Below are 11,851 nucleotides of genomic sequence, written 5' to 3'. Positions count from 1 at the left end.
TTTAATTCCTTGATTTTGCCAAAAAAACCCGGGGCAGCTTTCTGCTTGGATCGAAGTTTCTTGGCGGTATAGATAGTTCCTGTCCTTTTAACCGCCATCGTTACTATTTTACCTCATTTTAAGGCTGGGGTGAAGGAGAAGTTTGAGAAGGGAGGGGTAGGTAAGGACTGATAATCATTGCTTCGGTTGGCGGAATACAGTCAAGGCAATAGGGAGCACCGAGAGGATCATAAATAACCTGGTGTTCTTGAAGTTCTCGATTTTCAGGCGGAGTTTTTTCATTAGCCATTTGGCCGGTAGTTTTATCGATTTCGATAAAAGTTTTTAAATTCTCGGTTTCCGAGGGAACCATTCCCTCAATAAAATATTCAAAACGGGTTTCGCAAGGGGAATCAGGATTAGGCATTTTTCCGGATAAAGCACAGACATTAGCGCCAACTACGCCTTCAGGTTTCATTGGCCATTCTTGCTCCATATCCTTTAAGGCATAGGTCATAATTTGGTTCCAAATTGGCGAGGCGCCGGTAATGCCTGAGGCGACATAGCTCATTGGGGTGTTATCGTTGTTACCTACCCAAACAGCCACGAGTTTTGAAGGATTGTAGCCAATTGTCCAATTATCGCGTTTGTCATTAGTTGTTCCCGTTTTGACCGAAACTTCAGGGTGGTCTTTAATATTGAGATAAGAGGAAGCGCCAAAGGCAGCCGATCGGGCATTATTATCTAGGAGAATATGAGAGATGAGATAAGCAACTTCCATAGGCAAGACGCGCTCACCCTCCTGTTCTTTTTTTTGATAGAGAGTTTTGCCGTGGCGGTCTTCGACTTTTTCAATCGCATAGACATTTTGACGAATTCCTAAATTAGCAAAAGCGGAAAAAGCGGTAGCCATATCAATCATTCTCACCTCGCCACCCCCAAGAGTGATAGAGAGACCATAGTTAGAAGGATCTTCGAAAGTTGTAATTCCCATCGCTGAGGCGGTGGCCACAAAATCTTCCAAGCCATTCAGGGCTAAAACTTTGACGGCAGGGAGATTATAGGAGTTACCTAGATCAAAGCGAGCCTGAACCGGACCATGGAATTGGCCGTCATAATTAACTGGGCAATAAAGTTTTTGACCAGGAACACTGAAACAAGTGGGGACATCATTAATGACCGTCGCCGGTGTAATCACCCCTTTCATTAGACCAAGAGCATAATTAATTGGTTTAATGGACGAGCCAGGTTGCCGGCGACTTAAAGTTACGTTGACTTTACCATCATATTCTTCATCAAAGTAATCATGAGAGCCAATCATGGCAAGAATTTCACCAGTTTGGGGGTTGGTCACCAAGGCAGCACCATTATGAATGTTTAATTTTCTTTCTTCTAAATCTGCCACTTCGGTAGCGACTACCTCTTGGGCAAAGTCTTGAATTTCAAGATCAAGAGTGGTGGTGACCTTTAAACCTCCTTGTTCGACTAATTGTTCGCCATATTCTTCGACTAATAATTCCTTAACATAAAGAACAAAATGGGGAGCTTTAATGCCAACCGTGGCTGGAGCATATTCTAGTTCTTCTTCTTCAGTCGCTTTTCTTTCTTCTTCGGTAATATAGCCATCTTCGACCATTCTGCCTAAGACTAATTTTTGTCTATTTTTGGTCACTTCCGGATGGGCGCCAAACGGGGAGTAGCGGGTTGGAGCTGCCGGCAAACCGGCTAAAAGAGTCATCTCGGCCAAACTTAAATCTTTGGCATGTTTATTAAAATAGGTTTGGGAGGCGGCCTCAATACCATAAGCAGTACCTCCATAAGGGACTTGATTAAGATACATTTCTAAAATTTGGTCTTTGGAATAGATAATTTCGGTGATCATCGCCAAAAGAGCCTCTCTAATTTTTCTGCGAATAGTCCGCTCTGGCGTCAAGAGAGCAGTTTTAACTAGTTGTTGGGTAATAGTTGAACCACCTTGAAGTTTGTGTTTAAAAACAATTTTGGTGACAGCCCGCAAAATTCCCTCAAAAGCAAAACCACGATGTTGGTAAAAGTTTTTATCTTCAATGGCAATCGTTGCTTGTTTAACATAATCAGGTAAAACTTCTAGTTCAACCGGCACCCGATTTTTCTCTATGTAAATTTCATACAAAAGATGACCGTTACGATCAAAAATTGAGGTCGAGGCAGGAAAAGCTTCTGAACCCAAACGAGTGGGCAGAGGAAGGTCTTTGAAAATAAAAAAATAGAGGAAAATACCGAGGAAAAGAAAAATTAAAATTAAAAGCCAGTTAGCCAAGAAAAATTGTTGGTAACCTTCTTTAATAGGTAACTTCTTGATTTTTCGGTCAATTGTTTTTTTCAGACTGCTTAATTTTCTCTTAACTGATTTCATAGCTTTACATTATATCATTAGACTTTGTATAATTTTATTGAAAAGGAAATTAGACAAGTTATAAGCAAGATGTATAATTGATTCGAAAAATGATATTCCAGAAATTTTTTGGTAAGGTTCTTCATCATGGCCAGCTTTCAATTAAACACGTCTTTTCTCTTTTTTGTTTTATTTTTGCTTTTTGGTCCCTTTATCGCTATTTTCCTGAAATTTTCCCTCAATGGGTCGAAGAACTAATTTTCAAGCCACTGATTTGGTTGTTGCCGACCTTTTGGCTGGTCCGTCAGGTCGAGAAAGAAAAATTAGCTTCCTTGGGGTTGACTAAAAAGAATCTTTTTCCGGCTATCTATTGGGGAGTTGGTTTAGGGGTTATTTTTGCGGCCGAGGGCTTGATGACGAATATTCTCAAATATCAAGGCCTTCATTTGCCCGAATTAAATTATTCGCCCTTGAGCTTAATTGGTTTAATTCTTCTTTCTTTTGTGACTGCTTTTAGTGAAGAAATAGTTTTCCGAGGTTATATTTTTACGCGTTTGTGGCGGATTTGGCAGAATGAGTGGTTAGCTAATTTAGTTTCCGCCTTTCTTTTTGCCCTGATTCATTTGCCGATTGGCCTTTTTGTTTTGAGTTATGCGCCCATGATTATGATCGCTTATCTCTTCTTTGTTTTTGTTTATGGTTTTGGGGCGGCTTTTGTTTTTGGAAGAAGCGAAAATATTCTTTCTGCCATTCTAATGCATGTCTTCTGGAGTTGGCCAATCATTCTATTTAGGTAATTGATTAATGGACTGCAAAATTGACGAGAATTTAAAAGACTGTCCTTGTACTTATCCCGGTTGCCCAAGAAAAGGGAAGTGTTGTGATTGCCTAAAACATCATCTAGCTAATAATGAATTACCGGCTTGTTGTTTTTCAAAAGAATTAGAAAAAACTTATGACAGAAGTTTTAAGAAATTTGTTGAGAATCAGGGATTGTCTTGAATCAATATTTGTTGTAATAATTTAAATACTTCTTTTCTAAGAAAGGGGGTGAAAAGATGAAAATCTTGAGAAAAGCGATTTTAGTATTAGCTTTATTAGTTTTTGCAACCGGAATTTTGGGCGCTTCAATCTGGCAGACAGCGGCTCAAACAACTGGCGAAGACAGTGTTTTGTTAATCGAAGGTGAAGAAACCGCCGGTTCAGTTCCAGGGCAGGCAACTGAAGAAGTCAATAAAGTCGATTATGATCTTCACTGGGGCGGCACTCTTTATACTGGAATTCTGCCTGATCATCTTTTATATCCTTTAAAAATGATTAGGGATAAAATTTGGCTTTTTTTGACGACTGATTCTTTGAAAAAGGCTGAACTTTATCTAAAGTTTGCTGATAAGCGTCTTTTGGCAGCTGAGGCTTTAATTAATATCAATAAAATTGATTTAGGGATAACCACTTTAACTAAGGCCGAGAAATACTTAGAGCAAGCGGTTAGTCAAGAAAAAGTAGCTAAAGAAGCCGGTAAGGAAACCACAGAGCTTTTAGAGAAATTATCTCAGGCGACTCTCAAACATGAGGAGGTAATTTTGAAATTCGAGAAAAAAATTCCTAACACGGCCAGACCAGTTTATGATAGTGCTCTCCAATATGCTCGACAGGGATATCAGCAAGTAATGGAGAGGTTAGGAAAATAATCTTGTTTGAGATAGTGATTGATAGTTGACGAGAATACTATTCAGAGTTTTATAATTATTCGCAGCTTCTAGATTGTTCCTGCCCCAAGAGGCAAATTAATATTTGAGATTTTTTATGTCCAGAAAAGAGACATCAGAATTAATAGAATTAGGAGATATTGGCCAATATGGATTACCTTTTGGTATAAAGTCCGAAGGAGAGTCTACTTTACTTCTTTATCCCCTGATCAGAAAAACAGGAGTTGATGAAGAAGACAGTTATAGAGTAGATATCAGAAGAATATTAGAAATTCCTCCATTACCTGAAGATTTACCGGATCCTGTTATAGTTGAACGAAATAGAGTAGTTTTAGAGCATAGGTACCTATTGAAAGATGAAACTCCTAAACAACTCTTTTGGCGAGTAGCTGTTGGTGTAGCTACTGCTGATTCTCGTTACGGGGGAAACTTGATTGAATCAGCAAGAGAATTCTATCAAATAATGGTAAATAGAGAATTCCTTCCAAATTCACCCACATTAATGAATACAGGGACAAAACTAGGGCAATTATCGGGTTGTTTTGTCGTACCAATAGAAGACGATATGTCATCAATCAATGAAGCTCGAACTGCTATGACTGTAATTCATAAAACAGGTGGAGGGACTGGATTTAACTTTTCAAAGTTAAGGCCAGGAGAGTCACCTTTAAGTACAGGAGGAGTTTCTTCTGGCCCACTTAGTTTTATGGAGGGTTTTTTTGATGCAACTACTGATGTGATTAGACAAGGCGGTAAAAGAAGAGGAGCGAACATGGGTATTCTTAATGTTGACCATCCAGAAATTGAGAGATTTATTGGTGTTAAAAATGTAGAAGGGAGATTAAAGAATTTTAATATCTCAGTAGGTTTGACAAAAGAGTTTCTAGAGGCATTAAGGACTGGCGGAGAATATGATTTAGTTGATCCCCATACTGGTAAGAGGGAAAAGAGAGATGCAAGAGAGATTTTTCGTTTAATTGTTGAAAATGCTCATAGATATGCTGATCCCGGAATTGTTCTCCTTGATAGGATTAATGAAGATAATCCTACTCCAAAACTTGGTAAGATCGAAAGCACCAATCCTTGTGGCGAACAACCATTATTACCTTATGAGTCTTGTAATTTAGGTTCAATTAATTTAGCAGAAATGGTTGAGGATGGTGAAGTTAATTGGGCTAAGCTTGATAGAGTAGCTAGAACAGCCGTTCATTTTTTAGACAATGTGATTGATATTAATAAATTACCTACTCCAGAAATAGAAGAGGCAACTAAAAGAACAAGAAAAATTGGTTTGGGAGTGATGGGCTTTGCTGATATGTTGATTTTACTAGGAGTGAGATATGATAGTGAACAAGGAATTAAAGTTGCTGAAGAAGTAATGGGCTTTATTCAAGAAAAGAGCCATGAGGCATCTAGCGAATTAGCTATGACAAGAGGCCCTTTTCCTGCGTATCAACAAAGTGTTTATGCTGAGAGAGGCGAATTAATGCGTAATGCCTCGGTAACAACGATTGCTCCAGCCGGAAGCATTGCTGAAATTGCTTGTTGCAGTTCAGGAATAGAACCGATTTTTGCCCTGAATTTACTTAGGAGAGATGATGTTACGTCAGAAAGAAGAAGGATAATACACCCACAATTTACAAGAATAGTTGAAGAATTTAATTTAAGCGATGAAGATATTGAAAGAATAAAAAATCAGGGTACTTTAGAGGGGGTAGCAAGTATTCCTGAGGAATTAAAGGAAGTTATAAAGACAGCGCATGAAATTCATTGGAAATGGCACGTTCTAATACAAGCTGCTTTTCAAAGGAATATTGATAACGCAGTTTCTAAAACAATTAACATGCCTGAAGAAGCTTCTGTTGAAGATGTTTGGGAAGCTTTTATGTTGGCGATTGATGAGGGTTGTAAAGGAGTTACTGTTTACCGCGATGGTTCAAAAAAAGATCAAGTTCTTTCAACTGGCGAAAGAGAAAGAATTGAGACTAAGGAAGTAATGCCTTATCGTCAACCTCGACCTCGTCCAGAGATAACTACTGGGAAAACAGAGAAAATTAAACTAGGTTGTGGGCAGACGATTTATATAACTATTAATGAAGATGAAGAAGGACTTTTTGAAGTCTTTGGTAATATGGGGAAATCAGGCGGTTGCATGGCTTCTCAATCTGAATCAGTTGGTCGTTTAATCTCTTTGGCTCTTCGTTCAAGAGTTGACCCCAGAGCAATTATTGATCAGTTAAAAGGAATTCGTTGTCCTGTTCCTACTTGGGATAAAGGAGGACAGGTTCTTTCTTGCGCCGACGCCATAGGAGGAGTTTTGGAAAGGTATTTGAAAGAAGGAGAATTATCAGCAACACCATCTTTAATAACAGAAATGCCTCCTTTAGGCATTGATCATTCGGTTATGCCCGACTCTAATATACCTGGTTCTGTGGAGAAAGGGCCTGCAAAAAATATTTTAGGACTTTGTCCAGATTGTCCAGAATGTGGTACGATGGTTGAGTTTGCTGAAGGTTGTCTCCGTTGTCCTGTTTGTGGTTATTCTCAGTGCAGCTAAAATCTGTAATTCTTCTTTTATTCATTAATCGCTTATACTATAATTTGACTGAAAGGAAACAATTTTATGACCCTGCCCGAACCACAAAGTCTTTCAGGTGAAAGAAAAGAAATTTTAATTTCTGAGCGAGAAAAAGTGCCTGTGGTTGAGAGAAAAGAAGGGGAGATTAAACCTGAAGTTAAAGATTATCTTACTAAGGTTGAAACTGCAGCTGAAATCAAACTTCCCCAACCGGTGACCGATGATCAAGGACAGGTTATTGTTGCTGACACGGCCCCTCAAAAAGTTGAAATTAGATTACCCTTGACTAGTCTGGAGATGAAACAAAGTTTGCAATACAAAATAACTGATTCTTTACGTTGGTTAGCGGCGTGGTGTTTTCGTTTAGTTAAAGTCGCCCACGGTAAGTTTGTTTATCGAGGAGCCGGAGAATGAATCAAGCTCTAAATAATCTTTTATCACAAGCAACTTATTTAATCATCATTTTAATTATTATTGGTTTTGTTTTTTTAGCCTTACTTGGTCTTTTTTATGGTTTAGTTCTCTTTCTTCGTCATCATCGTCGCGAAGAACAGTCTTTGGAATCTGTTCTTCTTCAGATTGCTTTACCCTCAAGCAATGAGATTAAGATTGATGCGGCTGAACAGATGTTCGCCTCTCTGTATTCCATTAAAAAAGGTAGTTGGTTTAATTTTCTTAAAACCCAACCTCATTTATCTTTCGAAATTGTGGCGAAACACGAGGATATTCGTTTTTATGTTTCTGTGCCAGAAAAATTAAGGGATATGGTCGAAAAACAAATTAATGGTGCCTATCCAGATGCAGAAATTACCCAAGTTCAGGAATATAATATCTTTTCTGAAGAAGGTAAGGTTGCTTTTGCTGAATTAGAAATAAAAGATTCTCCTTATCTCTCTCTTAAAGTTTATAAAGATTTGTCTACCGATCCTCTTTCCGCCATTACCGCCGCTTTGGCTAAGATGGGTAAAGATGAGGGTGCGGCTATTCAGATTTTGATTTCGCCAGCTGAAAGCAAATGGCGGAGTCAGGGTAAAAGCTATATTAGTTCGACTAAAAAAGCCGAGGCTGATCCAGAAAAAGCCAAATTTAAGATTGACCAAAAGACCATCGAAGCGATTGAGAACAAGTGTTCCAAGCCAGGTTTTAACACGATTATTCGCTTAGTAGTTTCTTCGCCGACTGAAGAAGAAGCCAAAGCTCATCTCAGTAATCTTAAATCTGCTTTTTCTCAATTCAATTCTGATTTAAATAGTCTTAAAACGAGAAAGATTTGGTTTAAAAAAGGTTTTATGATTGATTTCATTTATCGTTATCAGTCTATTTTTCGCTTTTTTGCTAAACAAACGGTACTTAATACCGAGGAGATCGCTACCATTTATCATTTTCCTAACAAAACCGTGGAAACACCCCATATTTACTGGCTCTATTCAAAAAGAGCACCGGCACCAGCCAAGATTGCCAAAGAAGGACTTTATCTAGGTAAGAGCGTTTATCGGGGGACAGAACGTTCGGTTTATCTTGGCGAAAAAGATCGAGGCCGCCATGTCTATATTATTGGTAAAACCGGGACAGGGAAAACAGAATTGATGCGCGAGATGCTTCTTCAGGATATTCGAGCGGGCAAGGGTGTTTGTTTAATTGACCCCCATGATTTAGCTGAAGATATTTTAGCCTACATTCCTCCTGAACGAGCCGAAGAAGTGATTTATTTTGACCCTTCAGATGCTGAGCGACCCATGGGCTTAAACATGTTAGAAGCCCAAACCGAAGATCAACAACACCTGATTGCTTCGGCAATTGTCAATTTAATGTATAAACTTTACGATCCCTACAAAACCGGGATTGTCGGGCCACGTTTTGAACACGCGATTAGAAATGCGATGTTAACGGTCATGAGCGAGCCGGGGAACACTTTTGTTGAAGTGATGCGCTGTTTGCAAGATCCGAAGTTTGTTCAGGAATTATTACCCAAAGTTAAAGACCCGATTATTAAGCGCTATTGGACAGACCAGATTGCCCGGACAGCTGATTTTCATAAATCAGAAGTTTTAGACTACATTGTTTCTAAATTTGGTCGTTTTGTCACCAATAAAATGATGCGGAATATTATTGGTCAGTCAAAATCAACTTTTGATTTCAGACAGGTGATGGATGAAGGCAAGATTTTAATTATTAATCTAGCTAAGGGCAAGATAGGGGAGGAAAATTCAAGTTTCTTGGGTTTGGTTTTAGTTCCAAGAATTTTAATTGCCGCCATGAGCCGGGCGGACATTCCTGAAGACCAAAGACGGGACTTTTATCTCTATGTTGATGAGTTCCAAAACTTTGCCACCCCAGACTTTGCCCAGATCCTTTCTGAAGCAAGAAAATATGGTCTTAACTTAACGGTGGCTAATCAATTTGTTGGTCAGATGGAAGAGGAGGTTAAAAACGCTATTTTCGGAAACGTCGGCACAATTGTTTCTTTTCAAATTGGTGTCACCGATGCCAATTTTTTACAACACTGGTTTGCGCCCACTTTTGGTGAGGATGATCTGATTAACATTGATCGTTTCCATGCCTATGCTAAAACGATTGTTAGCGGTGAACCCGTACCGCCTTTTTCAATGGATACGACCAAAGATTTTAATCTGATGAAAAAGCGAGCTAATCCTAAAGTAGCGGAAATGATTAAACAGCTTTCTCGCTTGAAATATGGGAAAGACAGAGAAATTGTTGAAGCGGAAATTGCCCAGCGAGCTCGACTTTAGCTTCGAAATTTGTTAAAATTCTTCTTAGAAAGGTTTAATTTTTGGGCTGGTAGCTCAGCGGTTAGAGCACTATCCTTATAAGATAGGGGTCGATGGTTCGAATCCATCCCAGCCCACAAAAAACCCGCCTTAAGCGGGTAATTTATTTCAAAGAGACGAAAACTATATTGTAAGTTATAGTTCTTCTAACTTAACTCGTTCTTCGTTCTTTTCCTCAGCCAATTCTAAATATTTCTCTGTCGTCGAAAGACGTTTGTGGCCAACCAGATGTTGAACGGTGGTGACCGAAGTGCCTGAAGAAAGCTGATGAACAATAAAGGTATGACGAAGGTCGTTAACGGTTGCTTTTTTAATTCCCGCAATTCGGAAATAACGATTGATTGAGGCTCGAATATTTCTTACCAACATCGGTCGACCGGTTTTGGTCACAAAAACAGCTCGGCTTTTGGTTTTTGACCTGACTTCAAAATAACGATCGAGGGCTTTTTTAGCTGGCTGATTGAGAGGCACAGTTCTTTCGGAATGGGATTCATAAGGGCGAACTCTAATTTCTCTTTCGCCGATATCATCAAGTTCAAGCCTGGCCAACTCACCAATTCTTAGGCCTGTTTGGAGAAATAGTTCGACGACAGCCGCCATTCGAGGATCATCCCGGCAGGCATCTCTCAAAGCGCGATATTCTATTTTAGAAAGAACTCGAGGTGGTTTGACTTCATAGCGGGGGTGTTCCACTAAAGCAGCTGGGTCTTTATCGATTAAGCCTCTTTCTTTGAGATAGCGAAAAAAAGTTTTAAGGGAATTAAGTTTCCTTGAGATAGATTTTTCCGTGTATTTCTGTTTTTTAAGGGAATTTTTGAATTCTTCAACCATTTCCTGGGTAACCGAAGTGGTCTGAGTGATTTGTTTCTTTTTGAGTTGGTTAGCAAACTGCTCTACATCGGCACCATATGCTAAAATAGTGGAGGTTGCTTTGCCACTTTTTTTGAGATGATCAATAAAATTTTGGTGGGCAGTAACTAGTGATTTTTCGTCATTCATAGCCATGGGTAGAAACCCATAATATCATCTATAGGTAGAACTGTCAATCAGGAAAATGATTCGAAATAGGCTTGTTAAGGTTATTATCGTGATAATTGGTATTGGGCTTATAATTAGCCTATCTAGGAATATTTATCGCCTTATCAAGGCTGGAGATCAGGTCCGAAGCGCCCAAGAGTATTTGGAGGAGCTAGAAAAAGAGCATCAGGCGCTTTTAGAAAAGAAAGGTTATTATCAATCTGAAGAATTTGTTGAACAGGAAGCAAGAAACAGACTCAATTTGGGTAAAGAGGGAGAAACAGTGGTCATTTTACCCCCAAATGTTGGGCAAAACGAGACAAACCTACCAGAGAAAGCGCTAGGATTGCCTAACTGGCAAAAGTGGTTAAGATTGTTTTTTTAGACCCTCTTCCAATAAAAATAATCTTTGTGCATGATAAGGTTAGCCAGCCAATAAGGAATTCCCATTTTTGGACGAAACATTGCAGATTGGGATTGATGGCAAATGAAGGCGAGATATCTTTTTTGTAGTGCCTTAAATCCAGCTAATCCGAGGCGAAAAAAAGAAAGACAAAATTCAGGTTCAGGAGTATTAAGCTTTTTTTTAATTGTTCTTTCAATTATTTTATTGATCTTTCTTGGCATTACTACCCAGTAAAGTCTGATTGGCCACTGGTTTTTAATTTCTTTAACTGCCTCAGTTGTTGCCTGGGAGACGACAATATGGTCTTGATGGCCAGTAATTCCTGAATTTTCCTCATAAGTCAAAATCAGATTAGGCTTTTCTTTTTTTAGGTACTTTAAGATTATTTTTTTTAGCTTTTCTGGCTCTATTTTATGGAGAGTTGTATCTGGATAATCAAGAATAATAAGTTTATCAATTTTCAATCTTTTAGCTGCTTTTCTTAGTTCCCTTTTTCGGACATCTTTAAGCTCGCTTTTGACAAATTTTTGTTTTCCCCAATAGCCCTCACCACCCTGAGTTAAAGTTAATAAAACGGTAACTGTATTGGGAAGAGGGGAAAGATAAGCCAGGGTGGTGGCAACACAAGTTTCATCATCGGGATGGGGAAAAATAGCCATAATTTTTTTCCTTTTTTTCTCTGATTTGGGAAAGAAATCGCGCCGCATTGGAATAGTAGGATCATGAAGCCAGAAATGAATGGTGAAATAAAAAATAATCAGAAAACAAAAAAGAAAAATGAGAGGTAATAAAATAATCATTTATTTAAGCATAACAGAAACTATCCTTTAGAGTCCAAATTTGGTATAATTTGGCTGTTGAGCGGGGTAGTGTACGGTGGCACGTGAGGCTCATAACCTCACAGACTAGGTTCAACTCCTAGCCCCGCAACCAGGCAGGGTAGCTCAGTTGGTTAGAGCATCGGATTCATAAACCGAAGGTCGTGGGTTCGAATCCCAC

At 38.9% G+C, this 11,851-nt stretch carries 10 protein-coding genes and 2 tRNA genes; 9 read left to right on the top strand and 3 right to left on the bottom strand.

All coding sequences use genetic code 11. The features are described 5' to 3' along the window. Nucleotides 1-118 precede the first annotated feature (118 nt). A complete protein-coding gene (locus VMY36_01200; GenBank protein HUV42501.1) occupies nt 119-2,374 on the bottom strand; it encodes a PBP1A family penicillin-binding protein in 2,256 nt (751 codons plus the stop codon). A gap of 89 nt (nt 2,375-2,463) precedes the next feature. Between VMY36_01200 and VMY36_01195 the strand changes: the two genes are divergently transcribed. The 7 genes from VMY36_01195 to VMY36_01165 all read left to right on the top strand — a co-directional run bounded on the left by VMY36_01195 (nt 2,464) and on the right by VMY36_01165 (nt 9,506). Then, nucleotides 2,464-3,150: a type II CAAX endopeptidase family protein gene (locus VMY36_01195; protein HUV42500.1), complete on the top strand. Its 687-nt coding sequence runs from the start codon at nt 2,464-2,466 to the stop codon at nt 3,148-3,150. Between the two features lie 7 nt (nt 3,151-3,157). Further along, nucleotides 3,158-3,355 carry a DUF6485 family protein gene (locus tag VMY36_01190; GenBank protein HUV42499.1) on the top strand — a complete coding sequence of 66 codons (198 nt, stop codon included), beginning with the start codon at nt 3,158-3,160 and terminating at the stop codon, nt 3,353-3,355. 56 nt (nt 3,356-3,411) lie between these two features. After that, the gene (locus VMY36_01185) at nt 3,412-4,044 is read left to right on the top strand and encodes a DUF5667 domain-containing protein (GenBank protein HUV42498.1); all 633 of its coding nucleotides are present in this window, start codon (nt 3,412-3,414) and stop codon (nt 4,042-4,044) included. A gap of 115 nt (nt 4,045-4,159) precedes the next feature. Further along, entirely contained in the window at nt 4,160-6,619 is a 2,460-nt protein-coding gene (locus tag VMY36_01180; GenBank protein HUV42497.1) for a vitamin B12-dependent ribonucleotide reductase, read from the top strand. A 66-nt stretch (nt 6,620-6,685) separates the two neighbouring features. Continuing rightward, entirely contained in the window at nt 6,686-7,054 is a 369-nt protein-coding gene (locus tag VMY36_01175) for a hypothetical protein (protein HUV42496.1), read from the top strand. Continuing rightward, entirely contained in the window at nt 7,051-9,390 is a 2,340-nt protein-coding gene (locus VMY36_01170; GenBank protein ID HUV42495.1) for a type IV secretion system DNA-binding domain-containing protein, read from the top strand. The genes VMY36_01175 and VMY36_01170 overlap by 4 nt, the downstream gene beginning before the upstream one ends. 43 nt (nt 9,391-9,433) lie before the next feature. Beyond that, nucleotides 9,434-9,506 (top strand) — tRNA-Ile (locus VMY36_01165). Between the two features lie 58 nt (nt 9,507-9,564). On the opposite strand, the gene VMY36_01160 is transcribed toward VMY36_01165, so the two are convergent. Beyond that, on the bottom strand, nt 9,565-10,428 hold the full coding sequence (locus VMY36_01160; protein HUV42494.1) for a tyrosine-type recombinase/integrase: 864 nt from the start codon (nt 10,426-10,428) through the stop codon (nt 9,565-9,567). A 55-nt stretch (nt 10,429-10,483) separates the two neighbouring features. Between VMY36_01160 and VMY36_01155 the strand changes: the two genes are divergently transcribed. After that, nucleotides 10,484-10,831 carry a septum formation initiator family protein gene (locus VMY36_01155; GenBank protein ID HUV42493.1) on the top strand — a complete coding sequence of 116 codons (348 nt, stop codon included), beginning with the start codon at nt 10,484-10,486 and terminating at the stop codon, nt 10,829-10,831. Here VMY36_01155 and VMY36_01150 read toward each other — a convergent pair. After that, nucleotides 10,828-11,652, bottom strand: coding sequence for a PIG-L family deacetylase (locus VMY36_01150; GenBank protein HUV42492.1), 825 nt, complete (start codon nt 11,650-11,652; stop codon nt 10,828-10,830). The two genes, VMY36_01155 and VMY36_01150, sit on opposite strands and share 4 nt — an antisense overlap. A 60-nt stretch (nt 11,653-11,712) precedes the next feature. Between VMY36_01150 and VMY36_01145 the strand changes: the two genes are divergently transcribed. Continuing rightward, nucleotides 11,713-11,785: transfer RNA gene (locus VMY36_01145), tRNA-Met, on the top strand. Nucleotides 11,786-11,851 lie beyond the last annotated feature (66 nt).

It is taken from the genome of Patescibacteria group bacterium (genome assembly GCA_035529375.1).
Lineage (GTDB): Bacteria > Patescibacteriota > Microgenomatia > PFEM01 > JAHIFH01 > DATKWU01.
The sequence above is the reverse complement of the archived record's forward strand: the minus strand, read 5'-3'. Positions and strand labels throughout refer to the sequence as shown.

Excerpts from the sequence above, each read along its gene's own strand:
- VMY36_01200 (HUV42501.1), bottom strand. The coding sequence starts at position 2,374 with ATGAAATCAGTTAAGAGAAAATTAAGCAGTCTGAAAAAAACAATTGAC.
- VMY36_01195 (HUV42500.1), top strand. The coding sequence starts at position 2,464 with ATGATATTCCAGAAATTTTTTGGTAAGGTTCTTCATCATGGCCAGCTT.
- VMY36_01190 (HUV42499.1), top strand. The coding sequence starts at position 3,158 with ATGGACTGCAAAATTGACGAGAATTTAAAAGACTGTCCTTGTACTTAT.
- VMY36_01185 (HUV42498.1), top strand. The coding sequence starts at position 3,412 with ATGAAAATCTTGAGAAAAGCGATTTTAGTATTAGCTTTATTAGTTTTT.
- VMY36_01180 (HUV42497.1), top strand. The coding sequence starts at position 4,160 with ATGTCCAGAAAAGAGACATCAGAATTAATAGAATTAGGAGATATTGGC.
- VMY36_01175 (HUV42496.1), top strand. The coding sequence starts at position 6,686 with ATGACCCTGCCCGAACCACAAAGTCTTTCAGGTGAAAGAAAAGAAATT.
- VMY36_01170 (HUV42495.1), top strand. The coding sequence starts at position 7,051 with ATGAATCAAGCTCTAAATAATCTTTTATCACAAGCAACTTATTTAATC.
- VMY36_01160 (HUV42494.1), bottom strand. The coding sequence starts at position 10,428 with ATGAATGACGAAAAATCACTAGTTACTGCCCACCAAAATTTTATTGAT.
- VMY36_01155 (HUV42493.1), top strand. The coding sequence starts at position 10,484 with ATGATTCGAAATAGGCTTGTTAAGGTTATTATCGTGATAATTGGTATT.
- VMY36_01150 (HUV42492.1), bottom strand. The coding sequence starts at position 11,652 with ATGATTATTTTATTACCTCTCATTTTTCTTTTTTGTTTTCTGATTATT.